Genomic DNA, 19,880 nt, shown 5'->3' with positions numbered 1-19,880 from the left:
TTTACCAAAAATTGAAATAAAAACCACGTGAAAACTATTCGAATCATTTTCTTTTTATTTGTATCTGTTCTCTGTCAAGCACAAACGGAGAAAAATATAGATCATCAAAGCATTCTTTGGACACGCTACTACAATCAATTGCTATTAAATGAGAAATGGTCTTTACATACAGAATTTGATAATAGAGTCTTTTTAAAACCTGTAAAAGAAAATTTATATGTCATACGAATTCAAGGTCGCTACAAAATCAATGAACATTTAGAATCAGGAATTGGCTTTACTCATTTCTCCGTTGCAACACAAGTACCCGAAGTATCCTATACTTTTAATACTCCGGAATACCGAGGACAACAAGATCTTACATGGAAACTAGACATTAATAAAGTAACACTGCTTCAACGATTTCAAGCAGAAGAACGATTTATTCATAATGCCAATAAAGAATCATTATTACCCGGTACTACATTTTCCTGGAGATTCAGATACAGACTTCAAGCCGATTACATTTTTTGGAAAAAAGAAAATCAGTATTTAAAAACTATTCTTTCAGATGAAATAATGTTCAATGCAGGAAAAAATATCGTTAAAAACACATTTGACCAAAATAGAGTTTATGCCGCGGTACAATATGGTATAAACAAAAATATTACATTAGAATTGGGTTATTTAAACAGTTTTCAACGACGAGCTAATGGAATTGATTATTTCAATAGAGACATCATCCGATTCAGTATTTTCCATAAAATAAAACTCCAAAAAAAGGTTTAGAATAGTATTCATCCTCTTTAAGTTATAAAAAATACAAATTAATTTTATTTTAAATATTGATTATCAATACATTAACTAAATATTTTGAATTTCTGGCGTAACTTTAATAAAAAGATATAGCCATGAAAAATTTTGCAATTAAACTCGTTTGGTTTACTACCATTTATGTTTTTGTATTTGCCGGTTTATGTCAAACTAACGTAGCTTTGCCGGTAATAATGACCTTATATTGCGTAGGCATACCATTAATCTTGTTTATGGTTTATACCGTACTACATGATGATTATACAACTACAAAAACATTTAAAGATTGGTACGGTGATCATCCAATGGAAACTTTGGAAGAAGATGAAAATTAGAAATATTATAGTTTTATTAAATAACAAAAAATCCCGATTGCTCGGGATTTTTTGTTATTATCAATTTCTGATTTAAATTTTCATTAGACAATATTGAAATTTATCTCACTTTACTTTTTAAAACAAAATAATGCAACCATTTGGGGAAAAATCGTTTCATATAAACTCCCATAATTTCTTTACCACCAATATAAACTTCAAATTTATCATACTCAACTGCTCTCACCAATTTTTTGACAAAAACACTTGCTTTCATTCCATTTTGAGTTGCTTCATCGTCTCTATTTTGTCTAGATCCGTCTGCGGTAAGCGCATTTTTGGCCACATTCGTTTGAATAAATCCAGGGCAAACAAGCGTCACTTTGATAGTATCTTTTTCATGTTCCATTCTCAAAACATCAAAAAAACCATGCAAGGCATGTTTTGCCCCACAATATCCGGAACGATATGGCGAACCAAATTTACCCATCAAGCTGGTTATGGTTACAAAATGTCCTTTCTTATTATTGATAAAATGAGGTAATAATGCTTTTGTTAAAGCGACTGTCCCGAGATAATCTGTTTCGATGAGTTTTTTATCTACTTCAAAATCTGTTTCTACAATCAGTGAGCGCTGGCTAATCCCACCATTATTAATAAGAACATCCACTTTTCCGAAAGCAGTAATGGCTTTTTCTGCATGATTTTTAGCGTTGTCAAAATCAACCAAATCAAAAGGCAAAATGACAACTTCTGTGTTTGAACATTTAGATTTTACAGTTTCTAAAGCATCACTATTTCGAGCCGAAAGAATTAATTTGCAATTTTTATCGGATAATTCATACGCTAAAGCCTCTCCTATTCCGCTTGAAGCGCCTGTAATCCAAACTACTTTGCCATTTATTGCATTCATATTTTTTCATAAAAATAAAAAAAGTTTATCGAGCTTTTACAAACTCAATAAACTTTCTATTTTAATTTAGAAATAAAAACTATTTCTCTCTGATATAAATATCGATTGGCACCCCTGAAAAGTCCCAGTTTTCTCTAATTTTATTTTCCAGATAACGTTTGTAAGGTTCTTTTACATATTGTGGCATATTGGCAAAAAACACAAATTGTGGTGTTGGTGTTGGCAACTGCATGCAATATTTAATTTTTACATATTTCCCTTTTGTAGCTGGTGGTGGGTATGCTTCAATCACTTTCAACATAAATTCGTTGAATTTTGAAGTAGCAATACGTTGCTGTCTGTTTTCGAAAACTTTTACTGTAGCTTCCAAAGCTTTCAACAAACGTTGTTTTGTCAAAGCCGAAACAAAAAGAATAGGCACATCCGTAAATGGCATTAATTCTTCTCTGATTTTAGCTTCATAATCACGAGTTGACATCGTTTCTTTTTCCACTAAATCCCATTTGTTTACTAAGATTACAACACCTTTACGGTTTTTCTCAGCCAACCAAAAAATACTTTGATCTTGGCCTTCGAATCCACGTGTGGCATCTATAATCAAGATACAAATATCAGCATGCTCAATGGCACGAACCGAACGCATTACCGAGTAAAACTCTAAATCTTCCTTTACTTTTGCTTTACGACGGATTCCCGCAGTATCCACTAAGTTAAATTCGAAACCAAAACGGTCAAATTTTGTATCAATAGAATCACGGGTTGTTCCCGCAATATCAGTAACTATATATCTGTCTTTACCAATCAATGCATTGATAAAACTTGATTTTCCAGCATTAGGACGACCTACAACTGCAAAACGAGGCAATACCACTTCTTCTTGAGTTGGCTCTGGTTTAATAGGAAAAGCATCAATCAATGCATCCAATAAATCTCCTGTTCCACTTCCTGAAATACTGGCAAAGGTATAATACTCTCCTAAACCAAGGTTATAAAACTCAATTGCATCTTTCTCACGCATGGCGTTATCCACCTTATTTACTGCAAGTAAAACCGGTTTTGTCACTTTACGCAACAATCTCGCAACGGCATCATCCATTGGAGTAATCCCTTCTTCCACATCAACCACAAAAATGATAACATCAGCTTCATCAATGGCAAGTTCCACTTGTTTACGGATTTCTCCTTCAAAAACATCATCAGAACCACGTACATATCCGCCGGTATCAATTACAGAAAACTCTTTTCCGTTCCACTCGCTTTTACCATAGTTTCTATCTCGGGTCACCCCAGATACTGAATCTACAATAGCTTCTCTTCTTTGTATCAGCCTATTAAAAAGGGTTGATTTCCCTACATTAGGTCTTCCTACTATCGCAACAATGTTATTCATAATATAAATTCAAATATTTTGCAAAGGTACTCTATTATTTTGTAATCTAAACTATCCGTTTTTTGCGTGAAGGATAGTAGTGAAAATCCTTTGTTGCATTTTTTTTGCAACAAAGATTGTAACGTATAGCCTAACCCTTGTGGTCACGCCCAAATTATATTACTGGTTATAACCAAATCGTTTCAACATATTTGCGTTGCTTCTCCAGTTTTTATTCACTTTCACGTACAACTCAATATGAATTTGTTTTCCAAAGAATTTCTCTAAATCAGCACGGGCTTCCATTCCTACTTTTTTCAAAGCGGCACCTTTGTGTCCTATAACGATTCCTTTTTGGGTATCGCGCTCCACCATAATCAAAGAACGGATTCTAATGATGTTTTCATCCTCAAAAAACTCTTCGGTAACAATTTCTACTGCGTATGGGATTTCTTTGCTGTAATTCAACAAGATTTTCTCACGGATGGTTTCATTTACAAAGAAACGCTCCGGTTTATCTGTCAATTGATCTTTTGGGTAATAAGCAGGTGATTCCGGCAACAACTCAATGATTCTTCCAAAAACTTCCGGTACATTAAAATTCTTTAATGCTGATATTGGAAAAATTTCTGCATTAGGAACTTTGGCAGTCCAGAAAGCTACTTGTTCTTCCAGTTGCGCCTGATTTGAATTATCGATTTTATTCAATAATAATAAAACAGGGATTTTGGCATGAATTATTTTATTAAAAAACGCTTCATCTTTCAACTCTTGTTCTCCAATTTCAACCATGTAAATCAGCACATCAGCATCTTCAAAAGCGGATTTAACAAAATTCATCATTGATTCCTGCATTTCGTAAGCAGGTTTGATGATTCCAGGTGTATCTGATAAGATCATTTGAAAATCTTCTCCATTTACAATTCCCAGAATTCTATGACGTGTTGTTTGTGCTTTTGATGTGATTATTGACAATCTTTCTCCAACAAAGGCATTCATTAATGTTGATTTACCAACATTTGGATTTCCTATGATGTTTACAAAACCTGCTTTGTGTGACATTTCTATTATAATTTATTTTGCAAAGGTAGACATATCAAGTCAATAGACGAAATAAAACATTTTTTAAAATTTTCGTTGGAAATACGGAAATTCGTCGTACATTTGCACCCGAAACAACGCGGGATAGAGCAGTAGGCAGCTCGTCGGGCTCATAACCCGAAGGTCACAGGTTCGAGTCCTGTTCCCGCTACTAAGAATTTTATTGAAATTACAAACGTACATCGCGGGATAGAGCAGTAGGCAGCTCGTCGGGCTCATAACCCGAAGGTCACAGGTTCGAGTCCTGTTCCCGCTACTGAGAGAAACCCATCAAAATTTTGATGGGTTTTTTTATACCTTGTAATTATGAATGAATTTGTTGTGTACATTTTATATTCTGAAAAATTAGAAAAGAATTATACTGGTTTTACTTCTAATTTAATAGAGCGATTCAAATCTCATAATATTTTAGGAACAAAGGGGGTTACTTTAAAATTTTAGCCCTTGAAAGATTATTCATGTTGAGTTTTTCAATTCAAAATCAGCAGCAATAAAAAGAGAAAAATATTTAAAATTCGGAATTGGGAGAGAATTCATTCAAAATCTAAATGTAATTTAGAAAACTAATATCTACCCCGTAAACGACTTGAAAGCTTTAGAGAAATCTGGAGCTTTTTTTGTTACAACTACACCAAAGTAATTTAAAATAAAAAACCTGTGAAGCAAGCTTCACAGGTTCAGACAAACTAAGTTTATTAAAACAACTAAATTGTAATATCAAAGAGTAGTAAACTCTTTGTTTATTCTAAATTAATCCTCAGAAGCTATAGCAGTATTTCTAACAGTATTTACTTCTAATAAAACCGCTACTCCTTTATCATTTATCATTGTCATATTCAACATATCTAAAACAGCTAACTCTTTAGATATCAAGCCGTTAAACATATTGTAAGAAATATTCATTTCTTTCAATTTATTTAATTTCTCAAGTTCTAAAGGCACTTGACCATTCATTTTATTATCAAATAAACTAAGGTTCTCAAGCGATGTCATGTTAACCACTTCACGACTTAATCCTCCCGAAAGTTTATTACTATTTAAAAGCAATGTTTTTAATGTTTTTATGTCATATAGTGAATTAGGAATTTGTCCTACTATTTCATTATTGAATAAAGAAAGTGTTTCTAATTGATTCAAAGCTCCTATTTGCATAGGCAACTCTCCTGAAATTGCATTCATATACAATTCTAAATCTTTCAAATTACTCATTTCACAAATAGAAGAAGGAATTGTTCCTGATATTTTATTGAAAGAAAGATTCAATACTTTCATTTCTTTTAATTTTCCGATAGAAGAAGGAATCATGCCTGAAATTTGGTTTTTGTGTAAATCCAATTCTTGCAAGCTTACTAAGCTTAAAATCTCTTCTGGAATTTCACCAACCAAATTGTTATTGTCTAAAGTAATAGAAATTACTTTATCGTCTTGTAACTTAACACCATGCCAAGTAGAAATTGGTGATGCTAAATCCCATTTCACTTTCCACTGATTTCCATTTGTAGATTGATACAGTTTTACCAACGCATCTTTTTCTGATTGAGATACATCAGCAAACATTTGAAATGAAAACAAAAGGGTTAAAAATAGAGTAGTTATATTTCTCATAACGTCAGATTTATTTCTTTAATACACATAAAACTACATACAACGGAGCTAATCAGCAAATAAAATCGACGAACTACACTGTTTTTTATTTTTTATAGAGTTATATCTTACAAGAATGCTCGATTTTCTTAATTAAATATTAATTTATTAAATTTGATTACTAATCTTTAAAACCAATTATATGGAAATCAATTTTCTAGCACTTTTTGTCGCTGCTTTATCTACACTTGTCGTAGGATTTGTTTGGTACAATCCAAAAGTTTTTGGAACAATTTGGATGAAAGAATCCGGCATGACGGAAGAAAAAATGAAAGGAGGAAATATGCTCCTGACATTTGGAGTATCATTACTGTACGCTTTTTTCATAAGCTTTATCCTTCAAATGCTAACAATACATCAATTTGGAGCATTAGGAATGGTTGGCGGAGATCCTAGTATCGCAAAACCTTCTTACGAGGCTTTCATGGCAGATTATGGATTAGCATTTAGATCATTCAAGCACGGAGCATTACACGGCTTTATGACTGGACTGTTTTTAGCATTACCAATTATAGGCACAAATGCACTCTACGAAAGAAGAAGCTTCAAATACACTCTTGTTACCGGTGGTTTTTGGATTGTATGCTTTATGATTATGGGAGGAATTATTTGTGCTTGGAAATAATTTTCGAAAAAAAATAAAATAAATTTCGTCTTCGTATACTACAAGACGAAATTTGTTTTTTATGGGATTGTCTCAATAGCTTTGGCTAAATCTAAATCCTTATCAGTAACACCATTTGCATCATGTGTTGTCAGCCTAATTGTGACTTTACTATACACATTGAATAATTCTGGATGGTGATTTCTTTTCTCGGCCATCACTCCTACTTGAACTATAAAACCTAATGCTTGAGTAAAATCTGAAAAAACAAACTTTTTCTCAATTCCATCATTGACAAATTGCCAGTCTTTAAGCACTTTTAGTTCGGATTGAATTGTCTCAGCTGAATAGGTTTTCATAATCTACTCTTTAATTTATATAAAGTTAGTTAATTTCGAGACATTGAGAAATACTTTAACTTTATTAACTAATTTTGAAAAAAAATTTCTCTTCAATTTGAATACACCTTATTCTTTTAAAATTTATAATGCTACAGCGCAACTTCCTTCAAACTGGGATGATTTAGCTGTTTCAACCATTTTTTTATCTAAAAAATACCTGGAGATTTTAGAAAAATCATCTCCCGAAAATATGGTGTGTCATTTCATTGGACTATTCGAAAATGAAACTTTAGTTGGCATTGCACTTTCTCAATTTTTAGATTTAAATCAACTGGAATCTTTTGGAGATCGGGATAAATGCATTAAAACCACTGTTAGAAATTTAGTTTTCAGGAACTTCGGTTCTCACGTTCTCGTAATTGGAAACAATATGTTAACTGGGCAAAATTCTTTTGCTTTATCTGAATCTATTGATAAAAAGAAAGCACTGCAAACCTTGAAATCAGCTACATCAGCATTGGAAAAAATATTTCAATCCAAAGGAAAAAAGATTCATATTACCACTTATAAAGATTTTCACAAAGAAGACATTACGAACTTTGCCATTCCTGAATTTAAAAATGACTATCAGTTTTCGACACAACCGAATATGGTTTTCTACATTAATGAAAACTGGAAGTCAGAACAAGATTACATCGACTCCCTTTCAAAAAAATACAGAGATCAGTATAAAAGAGTCCGAAAAAAGGGAGCCTTTATTGAGAAAAGGAAAATGCATTTAGAGGATATCATAACTTTAGAAGATACTATTTATGACTTGTATCTTCATGTGGCAAAAAATGCACCTTTCAATACTTTTTTTCTCCCTAAAAATCATTTTAGAATTTTTAAAGAAATCTTTAAAGACAAATTTCTTTTTTATGGTTATTTCATAGATGAAAAATTAATTGGATTTAATACTTTGATAAAAAATGGTTCCGTAATGGACACTTATTTCCTGGGATATGACGAAAGTATTCAACGTGAAAAAATGCTGTATTTGAACATGCTGTATGATATGATAGCGTATTCTATAAATAAAGGGTTTAAGGAAATTGTGTTTGCTAGAACGGCATTGGAAATCAAAAGCTCAGTTGGCGCAAAACCTATAAAAATGTATGGATTCATGGCGCATAGCAATCCAATTGTCAATTCATACATGTCAAAAATATTTAGATATTTAGAACCTGAAACCAATTGGCAAGAACGAAATCCTTTTAAATAACATCACGATTTATATTTGGAATAGCAACTTTCATTTGTTTGGGTAAAATTTTAATATCCAGTTTTGTTTTGGTACCGCAATATTCCCCATCAATTTGAAAACTAACCGGAACATTAGTCGTAACCATAGCTTTATCAGTAGAAATTATCTCAACATCGTCTGAATCTATAGGCATATTCCCTGAAATAATTTTCCCCAGTACTACCAAATCTAAATTTTTCAAAATAACTAATTCAAACTTTCCATCATCCATAACACCATTGGGGTTAATAGAAACTCCCGTGCCGTATTTTTGAGAATTCGCAATTACAATCATTCTTGCTGTACATTCAATCGTTTCAAAATCGCCTGTTATTGTTGCTGTAAAAGGATCGCCTAAATCAATTAAAGTACTGAAAGTTTGTAAAAAATAGCCCCATTTTCCTCGAATATTACTATTTTCATAGTTCTTAATCATTTCCGCATTTACACCTAAATCGCTTAAATGGATGCTTTTTTTATCATTGATTGAAATCATATCTATTTCCATGTAGCCATTATGAAATGCAATTTCTAAGTTTTCTTCGATTGTAGATGGTAAATTTAAATCAACAGCCAAACCATTGGCAGAACCAGCGGGTAAAATCCCAATAATAACGTCATGGCTTTCCATCGCCTCGGCAACCATTTTTATTGTTCCATCACCTCCAGCAACAATAATTCGTTCCGGATTATAGGTGTCATAGAGTACTTTTATATTCTCAATATCAGCGGCTCCCGAAGTATTATAAATCACAAGATTCAAATTTTCTTTTCCGGCAAAAATTGTTGCTGCGTCGATCAATTCAGATTTATCAACATCTCCAGAGATTGGATTTACAACCAACATAATGTTATTTTTCAAACTTTTTCTTCTTTTATTGATTAAAAATAATTAATTTCAACAACACTCAAAAGTACTACAATAAATGAAACCAATTTTAAAATTATATCGCGGCTATGCTAATGAACAGGAATTGATTGTGATGGGGCATGTTTTTAAGCCAACAACAATTCAAGAATATAATTTTCAAAAAAAGAATCTGAAAAATGCTACTTCGGTAATTAAAATGTTTCAAATAAAAACACAGGCAAACGCCGATGTATACTTAGAACACAACAATGCCAAAATTCATACCAAAACATTAATCGACGGTTATTTTAAATTCTGTGTTCCATTAGACCAAAATACTAATTATGGGTGGATTGATTATGAAGTAAGTATTGTTTACAAAAATGAACCTATAACAACCAGAGACAGTTACATTAGGCCTCACAAAGGGAATTTAGGAATCATATCTGATATTGACGACACTTTTTTAGTTTCTCATACGTTGAATCCTTTGAAAAAATTATATGTTTTATTATTTAAAAACGTAAACAAGAGAAAAATATACGAAGACGTTGTGACACATTATCAAGCTTTAAGTACCGCCGGAAGGGAAAACAAAGGGGAATTCAATGCTTTTTTCTATGTTTCCAGCAGCGAATGGAATCTGTATCGTTTTATCACAAAATTTACCGAAATTCATAAGCTCCCAAAAGCAGTTTTATTATTGAAGGATATTAAAACAAGTCTCACTGATTTTTTCTTGTCCGGCAGAGGCAATCACAATCATAAGTTTGACAAAATAAAACACATTTTAGAATTTTACCCCAATTTAGAATATGTACTTCTTGGAGATGATTCGCAACATGATCCATTTTTGTACGAGGCCATTTGTAAAATTTTCCCAGTAACCGTAAAGGCAGTTTACATCAGACAAACCGGAACAAACAAAAAAGACAAAGTAACCGCGGTTTTGAAAAATTTAGAAACCCTGAAAGTTTCTGTTTGCTATTTTCAAAACAGTAGCGAAGCCATAGCACATTCAAAAATGATTGGAATTATTGTATAAAAAAAGAGTTCCAAAAATGGAACTCTCGTTTTTTATAAATTATCAATTTCTTCCTGAACAACTTCCCAATCTAACAACAGTTTGTCTAATTCAGATTTTTTCTTGTTGTATGCTGTGAAAAACTTAGCATCTTCAATGTGCTTGTCATAATTAGAAGCGAGCATTTTATCATCTTGCTGAATGTCTTTTTCCAATTGCTTGATTTGACTCTCCACTTTACTCAATTTATTCTGCAACGCTTTCCCTTTTTTCTGATCTTCATACGAAGCTTTGTTGCTTTCTTTAGGCGCAGCCGCTTTCTGGGCATCTTTTTTCTCGACTTCGCGCATATTTTCCATATTGCGTTGCTCCAAGAAATAATTGATATCCCCTAAATATTCTTTTATTTTTTGGTCTTTGAATTCATACACTAAATTTGACATTCCCTGCAAGAAATCCCTATCGTGAGAAACCAGCAATAAAGTACCTCCAAATTTTTGAAGCGCCGCTTTCAAAACATTTTTGGATTTAATATCCAAGTGATTCGTAGGCTCATCCATCAATAAAACATTAATGGGCTGCAACAATAATTTACACAACGCCAGACGGTTTCTTTCGCCTCCAGAAAGGACTTTTACCTTTTTTTCTACATCATCGCCACGAAAAAGGAAAGACCCCAGCATATCGCGCACTTTCATTCGGTTTGTGTCTGCAGCTGCATCTTCCATCGTTTGCAACAAAGTGATTTCGCCATCCAGATATTCCGCTTGATTTTGCGCAAAATACCCTAATTGTACATTATGCCCTAATTTGATATTTCCTTTATATTCAAATTCATCAACAATAGCTTTAATGAAAGTCGATTTTCCTTGTCCGTTTTGTCCAACGAATGCAATTTTACTTCCGCGCTCCACTAACAAATTAATATCTTTCAAAATCGTTTTATCACCGTAGCTTTTAGTTACGTTTTCGGCTTCAATTACGACTCTTCCCGGTTCTTTTGAAACTGGAAAAGTAATGTTCATCACCGAGTTGTCATCTTCATCGACTTCGATGCGTTCTATTTTATCGAGTTTCTTAATCATCGATTGTGCCATAGAAGCTTTGGAAGCCTTGGCACGGAATTTTTCGATTAATTTTTCTGTTTCTTCAATTTTTTTGGCTTGGTTTTTTTGCGTTGCCAATTGCTTTTCACGAATTTCGTGACGCAATTCTAAATATTGAGAATATGGTTTATTGAAATCATACGCTTTTCCAAGAGAAATTTCTATAGTTCTGTTCGTCACATTATCCAAAAACATTTTATCGTGCGAAACAATCACCACAACTCCAGGATAATTACGAAGGAAACTTTCTAACCAAATGATACTTTCTATATCCAAGTGATTCGTAGGCTCATCCAGCAACAAAACATCATTAGCCTGTAATAATAATTTAGCTAATTCGATACGCATTCTCCATCCTCCAGAAAAAGTTTCGGTTTGATTATCGAATACATCTCTTTTAAATCCTAAACCAAGTAAAATTTTCTCTGTATCACCCACATAATTATAACCGCCCAATAATTCAAAACGGTGCGTATAATCAGATAAATCTTCTATGATTTGACTGTATTCATCACTTTCATAATCAGTTCTTGTAACTAACAAGTGATTAATCTCTTCGAGCTTTTTCTCGACAATTTTAATCTCAGTAAAAGCTTCATACGCTTCTTCAAGAACCGTTCTTCCTTGTTCAAAATCGATATCCTGACGCAAAAATCCCATACGAAGATCTTTCTCTTGAGAAATAACACCTGAATCAGGAGCAAAATCTTTTGCCAACATTTTAAGCATGGTAGATTTTCCCGCTCCGTTCTTCCCAACGAGACCTACACGGTCTCCGGCCCCTAATCGAAAGGTAACTTCTTCAAATAAATAAGTACCACCAAACGAAACGGATAAATTGTGTATATTAAGCATGTATTGTTATTTTATTCCTTTTCGAATGCGTAAATTTGTAACTCTAAGAAAGGAAAAATTAAATTTTTTGCAAATGTTAAAAAAAGGATCCAAATTATATAGTATTTTAACAGGAACTTGTCCTAAATGTCAGAATGAGAGTATGTATTTGGATAAAAATCCATTACATTTCAATAAAATCTTGAAAATGCATGAAAACTGCAGCCATTGTGGTTTGAAATATCAAATTGAACCTTCCTTTTTTTATGGTGCAATGTATGTCAGTTACGGATTAAATGTCGCTACTGGAATTGCAGCCTTTATAATCTCATTTGTAATCTTTGGTTCCAGCCTAAAAGTGGCATTTATTGCTATAATTGCATCACTTATTGTCTTATTTCCATTTGTCTTGCGATGGTCCAGAAACATATACATCAATATGTTTGTTTCCTATGATCCAAAAACCAAACTAAAATAATAGCATTACGGCCCTTTAGGCAGAAATCTGTTAATGTCAATCTCCTTATTTAAAGGCACCTGATGTTCAATATTTTCAAATAATGCTTTTGCCATTGCTGGTCCTAGCATAACTCCTCTAGTTCCCAAACCGTTTAGAATATGTACTGATTCATAATTTTGATGCGTTCCCACTAATGGTCTTCTGTCCTTAACCGTTGGCCGAACGCCTGCAAAATGCTCTATAATTTCAAAATCACAGCTAATAATTTCTTTTATTCTATCTACTAATTCCGTTTTTCCTTCCTCAGTAGGCAAATCTGTTTTATCTTTCCAATTATACGTTGCTCCAACTTTGAATAAATCATTCCCAAGTGGCAAAATAAACACACTGGTATTCACAATTACATCAAGATTTAACTCAGGCGCTTTAATAATAAAAAGCTCTCCTTTGGTTCCGTCTAAAGGCAACTGATTGAAATACGGATTGGCATGCATCCCAAAACCTTCCGCAAAAATAATATGTTTGGCTTGAATATTTTTATAATGAATACTGTCCGATTCGATTTTTAAAGCATCATAATCAAATGCTTCTTCTTGAAATAGATTGTTATGTTTTAGATACTCTCTGTATTTATTTAAGAGCAAAGCGGTGTCCACATAGCCCGTTTGTAAAACTTCGCCATAACCATAAGGAGAATCAATCCCAACATACTTTTTAGAAATCAATTGTGTTGATAAAAAAGGAGCCAGTGCTATTTTATCCGAAGCAGCAAACCAATTATTCTGTTCTTCAACGGAAAAAAATTTTCTTAAAATAGGACTTTTAAAATCAACTTTACAATTTAGTTTTTCTTCTAAAAAAGTATAAAATTCATTCATAATCGCTAATTGTTCTTGGGCCTGCCACACCTCGCTAAAACGCTTTAAAATAACCGGATTATACAACCCTCCTGCGATTTTGGATGAATTTTGGGAATTGTTATCCAAAACCAAAATAGATTTGTCATTACGCAAAGCAACCTCTGCAAATGAAATACCCGCTAAACCAGAACCAATAATTAAATAATCAATCATTTGAAATAATACCTTAAAAATAAGTGCAAAGTAAACACATTAAAACAAAAAAACTCTCACCATTACAGTAAGAGTTTTTTATTATATTTTAAAATCAGGATTAATAATTCCACATATCTGATTCGAAATTGCGAATTTTTTCTTTTACTCTTTCCGATTCTAATAATTGATTTTGAGCGTTATCCTTCATGTATTCTTCAATAGTTCTATCGCCGTATACATTTTCTTCTTTGTAAATAACACTATTAAAACGCCTAGAGTTTAATATTTGATCAAATGAAACCGGCATCGCTGAATTTTTATCATTGAACGCTTTTGCTTCATGCAAAACATCTCTTGCAGCTGGGAAGAATACCCAGAACAATTCGATATAATCTTTTTCATCACTATTCATGGTATAAACATCCGGAGTTACAGGACAAATTCCCAACAAACGATACTTCAGCTCACTCTGACGTTTGTCAAAATACCAGTATCCTTTAATTTTATATTGTGTTACATCTTGAGCCGCTAAGTCTTGTTTTAAAATATACTCATCCGATATTTGATTTCCTGCATTAATTTGCTCTCTACCTGCATCAGTAGTGTCAATACGAGTCAATGAAGTTTGAATATCTTGCATGGATTTTTTGGTATTGAAATAACTGTCGGTGTACACCTCAGTAATTTTACCATTTTTCAAAGCTTTAGTAAGCACATCATACAAAGATCTTCTATCAGATCCAATATTTGCAGTATCAATAGGAAAATACAAAGCAAAATTAATCTTTTCGCTTAAATCAATAATTTCCCATGTAGTCTTACCCATTAAAACATCTCTATCATGCACATAACCATAGACTAATGGTTTATCATTATCTGAAATGAGTTGTGCCGCAGTTTTAAGTCCTATTTGGTCAGGAGTTTTTGCATTAAGCAAATTAGACTGTCCAAAAGAAGCAAAACTTCCTGTAATAGAGACAATAGCGATTAAAAAATTTCTTACATTCATCATGGTATCATAATAAGAATTGAAGTAGGTCAAATATAAACTTACTTATTATTTATTGTATTTCAAAAATTACTGGAGCAGTTCTTGGCAATAAATAGCTACCTGCACCTACAAGTTTTGTTTTTATTTCAGAAATAGTAACTTGATCTCCTCTAACTGCTTTTGAAAGTACAGCATTACACTGCGCATTCAATTTATTTCCTGTAACAACTACAGTAGGTTGACCTGTTACTTTTAAATTAAATCCAACTACATTCAAACCAACTTCAAAGTCAAAATCAACTAGTTTAGCTCCAATAGTAGCAATTTGTAAATTTGATTTAGGTCCTTTTACCACACCCATTTCTCCTCTAATAGTTCCAGTTGGACCAGGAATACCTTTTATTCTAAAAGTTTTCTTATCCGAAACTTTAGAACCATCAGGAAGTGCACCAGTAACATTGATAACTACTTCAGAACCTGAACCTGGACTCATGTTGTATTTACCGCCACCAGCAGAACTTAATCCTGGAGCACTAGCTGAAACTTTATCAGCTGAAACACCTGCAAAAGAAATAGTCATTGGGTTTACAACACCTCTATACACTACATTCATTTTATCAGCAGAAATAGTAGCCGATTTTGGTCTTGCAACAACAACGTATTTATCTTTAATAGGTAAGCTAACCACTTTTCCATTTTCGTCAAAATTAAATGAACCGCCAATAGCATGTTCTCCAATATTACCTGCTCCAAAAGAGAATTTAGCTTGACCTGCTTGCGCTTGTACACTAGATCCATTTACAATAACAGATTTTGCTTTTAATGAAGGATCGAATTTACCTAAAATAATTTTTCCTGTTACTGCTTCTCCTTGAAAGAAAACAGATTTATCAAGAACTACAATAGGCTGGTAAGCAGTAAGTGACGCTGCAGCAACTAAATCAGATTGAAACATTCCTGTCATCACATCGCTTTCAGTTGTTTTGATATCAGCTTGTAATTGTGATAATTTAGTAATTGTAGCAATAAGAGGATATCCTTTATAATTGTAATCTATCCAATCTAATTTAGCACCTGCTTTTTCAGAATAAACTGGTTTTGTAGCAAATCTTGCTTCAATCTTTTTCATTTCAGATTCAGCAATTGAACTTCCACCAATAGCTTTTATTTGAGTTGAGAAATTATTGATTTTATCTAAAAACTCTTTACCTTGTTTAGAAACTCTATCACCTGTAAAGAACATTCTGTCAATTAAATCACCTTTATCCATTTGCTCGTAAGGCAAATTTCCTTCAGCATCTCTTTCAAGTTTTTGAGTGACAGTTGTTTTGATGTTTTCTATGTAGTCGTTAAACTCTTTAGACAAAGCTCTAATTTTTTCAACTTTAACTTTTTTATCTCCAAACTGTCCAGGCTGATCCACTGCTTTTTGGGCTAATTGTTGAAATGAGCTTTCATTTCTAGTATCAGTTATAGAGTTAGACTCTACTATTTTATTATTTAAAATCCCAAAAGCTGACAATACCTCTTTGGACATATTTAAAGCTAACATCGCGATAAAAACCAAGTACATTAGGTTAATCATCTTCTGTCTAGGGGTTAGTTTTCCTCCTGCCATATTTTCTACTAATTAGTTTGTTGTTGTTTTATAGTTTGAAACTAATTATCCTTTATTACCCATAGCAGAAAGCATTCCACCATAAACATTGTTCAATGAAGCAATATTTGCAGTCATAGATTGCATTTGTTCTTTTAATTTTCCTGCATTTTCAGCAATTTCTTTATTTGCTTCAGCATTTCTAGAAGCACTTTCTAATTGTACTTTGTATAAACTGTTTAAAGATTCCATCTGTGCCGCAGCCATCGATAATTCTTCACTGTATTTTTTAGTTGCAGAAATAGAATCTACAGTAGGAGCAATTCCTTTCGCTGCTGATTCAAAGTTTTTGATACTGTTTCCTAAACTTGCCATTAATTCTCCATCAATCTTAGCGTCTTTCAACATCGCATCCAATTTTTGAGACAACAATCCTTGAGCGTCAGCAGGAGCTTCTACTTTTGGTTTTCTTTCTCCAGCAGGCTTACCGTTAGCAAGCTCTGGATAAACTAATGTCCAATCTAATTCATCATCAACTGGTTCAAAAGCAGATAGAGCAAAAATTAAAGCTTCTACCACTAAACCTATTGTAAGCATTAAATTTCCTGTTATGATTCCAAATTCAATATGTGTAATTTTGAATAATGCTCCAATAATTACAACCGCAGCTCCCATACCGTATGCGAAATTCATTTGTTTTTTGCTTAGTAATGCCATAATAGTTTCTTTTTTAATTTAATAGATATAGTCTTGGTTTTTTTTGTTTTGTTTATTTCTTTCTCCCGTTTCCAGTGGATTGAACCCCCATATAATCTTGAACAGTTCTAAAACCAATGTAACTTCTTGCAGAATCTGCATATTCATGATCACGAGTACTCACTTGAAGGAAGTAAGCAACATCTTTCCATGAACCACCTCGAACCACTTTTCTTTGATTTTTATAATCCTGAACATTCGGGTTCATTGAAGAAACATATTCGTAAGCATTTGGATCGTATGATGAATCTGTCCACTCAGAAACATTTCCTGCCATATTGTAAAGATTATAACCATTTGGCTCATAAGATTTTGCCTCTACAGTATATAACGCCTCATCAGCTGCATAATCACCTCTGTTCGGTTTAAAATTAGCTAGAAAACAACCTCTGTCATTTTTAGTATAAGGACCACCCCAAGGATAAGTAGCTGATTCTAAACCACCTCTTGCTGAATATTCCCATTCAGCTTCTGTTGGCAATCTGAAAGAGTTTATTAAATCATGACCTTTCTTTTTGGATTTTATGTACGTATTTTTATTTAAAGTTCTCCAAGCACAAAAAGCTTTTGCCTGTGTCCATTTTACCCCTACAACTGGATAATCTCCATAAGCTTTATGCCAGAAATAATCATTGTGCATAGGCTCATTATAAGAATAAGCATAATCCTTAATCCAAACTGTTGTATCAGGATATACTTTTACTTCTTCTGTTCTGATGAAATTTTTTCTATTTCCTACTTTAGCTTTAGCAGCTGCCTGAATATCCATCCAAGAGTAACGGAATTTTAATTTATCCACATCTATAGTTCGCAATCCATTGTATGAAGCCTCTATTGGCAAATACATGGAGTCCATCACTTCAGCATATTCTGCATCAGGATACAACTTAGTGTCTTTGATTAATTTTACTTTTTTGTTCAATTTTCTTCCTGCATACGGATCGTCTGCAGTACCTATACTATAATAATTATCATACATGTATTTATCATAAGCCGTCATTTTTTCAGGATCTGAATCATTAAAAGCAAAATCCCCAATACTTCCGGCATTTTTACCTTTGCCTTTAGCAGCTGCTGGATCAGCTGTTTGCCCGCCCATATCAGCCATAATTGCCAAACGAACTCTCATAGTAGAATCTTTTACCCATTCTACAAATTGACGATATTCACTATTGGTAATTTCTGTTTCATCCATGTAAAATGAACGAACAGTAACCGTTTTGGTTGGAGCATCTTCAACATTAGCTAAATCAGCATCTGATTTACCCATAATAAAAGCACCGCCAGGAATTAAAGCCATTCCATAAGGTTTTTCAGGATGCCATTTCCCTCCATTAATACCAACTAATTCTCCTTTATCGCTTGATTTACCACAGCCAATCAAAAGGGCCAAAATTGACGTATATGCAATGAACTTCTTCATATTAATTTGGTTATCTATTCATTATTTTTAAGTGTGTAAACCTATTTATTATTTATTAAAAAAACAATATTTTTGTTATGAAATTAATTTGAGACCAAAAATAATGTTAAATAAAATACAAAAAAAATATTTTGTCGATAAAATGCCAAAATAACCGATAAAACACATAAAAATCGATTTTTTCATGTGTTTTATAATGTTAAGCTTATAAATCGCGTTAATTATTAAACTATTTTTAAGGATTGAAGTATAGCTCTCAAATAATTAATTACAAGATATTCTTACGTTGCGCTTTCCACCATCTTTCAGGTAATTCTTGATTGCATGCCAATAAATATTCATCGTAAGAACATGGTAATAACGTATTTCTTTTTAGTTTATTATTACCATTCGAAATAAATGGGATTTCTATCCACCATCGGTCTGTTTTATCACTTTTATAAAAAACAAGTTCCTCTTCCTCCAATGGGACAATGTATTTCAAATAATTTTCTTTGCTTCCAAAAGGATACTCATTAGAACGATAATGAAACCCTTCTATAAAATACCAAATGATCTGTGCTATGATGACAGATTCTTGTGTCGAATTATTATGGCTGAATATTCCAAATGCCGATACTTTATCACTTATTCCTGCATATCGTGACAAAGAACAAATCTCTTTTCCGTTAAAACCATTTGGCGCAAACGAAATGAAATTTCCTGAATCAGATGATTTAACCGAATTCAAATCAATACTCACTAAATCCGCATCTCTAAAAACAGGCTCCGAAATAGAGATATTATTCGAAACTTCTCCTAATCTATAGGCGTCGAAAAATAGTTTTTCTATCAAATCTATTTCTTCCTGAGAATTAAAATACGTTTGATACCCTATATTACAATAATTAAAAAGATTATTAGGTTCGTCTACAATTATTTTTGTCAAATACGAAGAAGCCGACACCTCCTCTTCATCCTTCCCAAAATCAAATTTATTATCAATGGAAACCAAGTTGACCATCTGTTCCAAATCATCGTAAGCTCTATAAAGCGCGTACGTTAAGTCTTGGGAACCACCAATAACTATAGGAGTGATTTTTTTCTTGATTAGACTTGCAACTACTTTTTTTACTGCAAAATAAGTATCCTCAACAGAATTCCCTGCAAGAATATCCCCTAAATCAGCAATTGAAGCGTCCCAGTTTCCCGGAAATAATCCGTATAACTCTTTTCTAAGTGCTATTAAATCAACATCCGAAACAGCTTTTTTATCTCCTCGATTTTCTAAAACGCCTATTAGAGCAATTTTAATCTTATTTAAATCTGGAAATTGTTTTTCTGTATGCAACACAATTTTACTTCCCAATTGCTGAGAAGTCAATCCGCTTATATAACTAAGGATTTCATCATCTACGGGTTTCAGAAAATCAAATTCCATT

General features: G+C 32.8%; 20 protein-coding genes and 2 tRNA genes. 9 read left to right on the top strand and 13 right to left on the bottom strand.

Annotated elements, in window-relative coordinates; all coding sequences use genetic code 11:
- Positions 1-27: 27 nt before the first annotated feature.
- Positions 28-768 (top strand): DUF2490 domain-containing protein, encoded by a 741-nt coding sequence (locus QLS97_RS05290; protein ID WP_282714741.1) that lies wholly within the window; start codon positions 28-30, stop codon positions 766-768.
- Between the two features lie 122 nt (positions 769-890).
- Positions 891-1,127 carry a hypothetical protein gene (locus QLS97_RS05285; protein ID WP_121342751.1) on the top strand — a complete coding sequence of 79 codons (237 nt, stop codon included), beginning with the start codon at positions 891-893 and terminating at the stop codon, positions 1,125-1,127.
- A gap of 100 nt (positions 1,128-1,227) precedes the next feature.
- Here QLS97_RS05285 and QLS97_RS05280 read toward each other — a convergent pair whose 3' ends face one another.
- The 3 genes from QLS97_RS05280 to era form a co-directional block, all read right to left on the bottom strand.
- Positions 1,228-2,019: an SDR family oxidoreductase gene (locus QLS97_RS05280; protein ID WP_282714739.1), complete on the bottom strand. Its 792-nt coding sequence runs from the start codon at positions 2,017-2,019 to the stop codon at positions 1,228-1,230.
- Positions 2,020-2,098: 79 nt separating this feature from the next.
- Positions 2,099-3,409: a ribosome biogenesis GTPase Der gene (gene der / locus QLS97_RS05275; RefSeq protein WP_039109002.1), complete on the bottom strand. Its 1,311-nt coding sequence runs from the start codon at positions 3,407-3,409 to the stop codon at positions 2,099-2,101.
- Positions 3,410-3,568: 159 nt separating this feature from the next.
- Positions 3,569-4,450: a GTPase Era gene (era, locus tag QLS97_RS05270; RefSeq protein ID WP_282714735.1), complete on the bottom strand. Its 882-nt coding sequence runs from the start codon at positions 4,448-4,450 to the stop codon at positions 3,569-3,571.
- 117 nt (positions 4,451-4,567) lie between these two features.
- On the opposite strand from era, the gene QLS97_RS05265 reads away from it, so the two are divergent.
- From QLS97_RS05265 to QLS97_RS16920, 3 genes are all read left to right on the top strand, one after another.
- Positions 4,568-4,640, top strand: a tRNA-Met gene (locus QLS97_RS05265).
- Positions 4,641-4,672: 32 nt separating this feature from the next.
- Positions 4,673-4,745: transfer RNA gene (locus QLS97_RS05260), tRNA-Met, on the top strand.
- Between the two features lie 50 nt (positions 4,746-4,795).
- A complete protein-coding gene (locus QLS97_RS16920; RefSeq protein WP_282714734.1) occupies positions 4,796-4,930 on the top strand; it encodes a GIY-YIG nuclease family protein in 135 nt (44 codons plus the stop codon).
- A 309-nt stretch (positions 4,931-5,239) separates the two neighbouring features.
- Here the strand turns inward: QLS97_RS16920 and QLS97_RS05250 are convergent, their stop codons facing one another.
- A complete protein-coding gene (locus QLS97_RS05250) occupies positions 5,240-6,094 on the bottom strand; it encodes a leucine-rich repeat domain-containing protein (protein ID WP_282714731.1) in 855 nt (284 codons plus the stop codon).
- A 181-nt stretch (positions 6,095-6,275) separates the two neighbouring features.
- Between QLS97_RS05250 and QLS97_RS05245 the strand changes: the two genes are divergently transcribed.
- The gene (locus tag QLS97_RS05245; protein WP_282714729.1) at positions 6,276-6,758 is read left to right on the top strand and encodes a DUF1761 domain-containing protein; all 483 of its coding nucleotides are present in this window, start codon (positions 6,276-6,278) and stop codon (positions 6,756-6,758) included.
- 59 nt (positions 6,759-6,817) lie between these two features.
- Here QLS97_RS05245 and QLS97_RS05240 read toward each other — a convergent pair whose 3' ends face one another.
- Positions 6,818-7,096 (bottom strand): 4a-hydroxytetrahydrobiopterin dehydratase, encoded by a 279-nt coding sequence (locus QLS97_RS05240; protein ID WP_282714727.1) that lies wholly within the window; start codon positions 7,094-7,096, stop codon positions 6,818-6,820.
- Between the two features lie 97 nt (positions 7,097-7,193).
- Between QLS97_RS05240 and QLS97_RS05235 the strand changes: the two genes are divergently transcribed.
- Positions 7,194-8,342: an 8-amino-7-oxononanoate synthase gene (locus QLS97_RS05235; protein WP_282715546.1), complete on the top strand. Its 1,149-nt coding sequence runs from the start codon at positions 7,194-7,196 to the stop codon at positions 8,340-8,342.
- On the opposite strand, the gene QLS97_RS05230 is transcribed toward QLS97_RS05235, so the two are convergent.
- The gene (locus QLS97_RS05230) at positions 8,335-9,225 is read right to left on the bottom strand and encodes a diacylglycerol/lipid kinase family protein (protein ID WP_282714725.1); all 891 of its coding nucleotides are present in this window, start codon (positions 9,223-9,225) and stop codon (positions 8,335-8,337) included. The two genes, QLS97_RS05235 and QLS97_RS05230, sit on opposite strands and share 8 nt — an antisense overlap.
- A 64-nt stretch (positions 9,226-9,289) precedes the next feature.
- On the opposite strand from QLS97_RS05230, the gene QLS97_RS05225 reads away from it, so the two are divergent.
- Entirely contained in the window at positions 9,290-10,258 is a 969-nt protein-coding gene (locus QLS97_RS05225; protein WP_282714723.1) for an App1 family protein phosphatidate phosphatase, read from the top strand.
- 32 nt (positions 10,259-10,290) lie between these two features.
- Here QLS97_RS05225 and QLS97_RS05220 read toward each other — a convergent pair whose 3' ends face one another.
- Positions 10,291-12,198, bottom strand: coding sequence for an ABC transporter ATP-binding protein (locus QLS97_RS05220; protein ID WP_282714721.1), 1,908 nt, complete (start codon positions 12,196-12,198; stop codon positions 10,291-10,293).
- Positions 12,199-12,271: 73 nt separating this feature from the next.
- Here QLS97_RS05220 and QLS97_RS05215 point away from each other — a divergent pair, with 73 nt between their 5' ends.
- On the top strand, positions 12,272-12,655 hold the full coding sequence (locus QLS97_RS05215) for a DUF983 domain-containing protein (RefSeq protein ID WP_282714719.1): 384 nt from the start codon (positions 12,272-12,274) through the stop codon (positions 12,653-12,655).
- 5 nt (positions 12,656-12,660) lie between these two features.
- On the opposite strand, the gene QLS97_RS05210 is transcribed toward QLS97_RS05215, so the two are convergent.
- The 6 genes from QLS97_RS05210 to QLS97_RS05185 form a co-directional block, all read right to left on the bottom strand.
- On the bottom strand, positions 12,661-13,710 hold the full coding sequence (locus QLS97_RS05210) for an NAD(P)/FAD-dependent oxidoreductase (RefSeq protein WP_282714717.1): 1,050 nt from the start codon (positions 13,708-13,710) through the stop codon (positions 12,661-12,663).
- A gap of 100 nt (positions 13,711-13,810) precedes the next feature.
- Entirely contained in the window at positions 13,811-14,701 is an 891-nt protein-coding gene (gene porN, locus QLS97_RS05205; protein WP_282715544.1) for a type IX secretion system ring subunit PorN/GldN, read from the bottom strand.
- 52 nt (positions 14,702-14,753) lie between these two features.
- Positions 14,754-16,301, bottom strand: coding sequence for a type IX secretion system motor protein PorM/GldM (porM, locus tag QLS97_RS05200; RefSeq protein WP_282714715.1), 1,548 nt, complete (start codon positions 16,299-16,301; stop codon positions 14,754-14,756).
- A 45-nt stretch (positions 16,302-16,346) separates the two neighbouring features.
- Entirely contained in the window at positions 16,347-16,997 is a 651-nt protein-coding gene (gene porL / locus QLS97_RS05195; RefSeq protein WP_282714713.1) for a type IX secretion system motor protein PorL/GldL, read from the bottom strand.
- Between the two features lie 52 nt (positions 16,998-17,049).
- The gene (porK, locus tag QLS97_RS05190) at positions 17,050-18,459 is read right to left on the bottom strand and encodes a T9SS ring complex lipoprotein PorK/GldK (protein ID WP_282714711.1); all 1,410 of its coding nucleotides are present in this window, start codon (positions 18,457-18,459) and stop codon (positions 17,050-17,052) included.
- Positions 18,460-18,727: 268 nt separating this feature from the next.
- Complete coding sequence (locus tag QLS97_RS05185; RefSeq protein ID WP_282714709.1) at positions 18,728-19,879, bottom strand: formimidoylglutamase; 1,152 nt, start codon at positions 19,877-19,879, stop codon at positions 18,728-18,730.
- Position 19,880: the final 1 nt, after the last annotated feature.

This window comes from Flavobacterium yafengii (assembly GCF_030010375.1).
GTDB classification, from domain to species: domain Bacteria; phylum Bacteroidota; class Bacteroidia; order Flavobacteriales; family Flavobacteriaceae; genus Flavobacterium; species Flavobacterium yafengii.
This window is presented reverse-complemented; position numbering and strand designations above follow the sequence as displayed.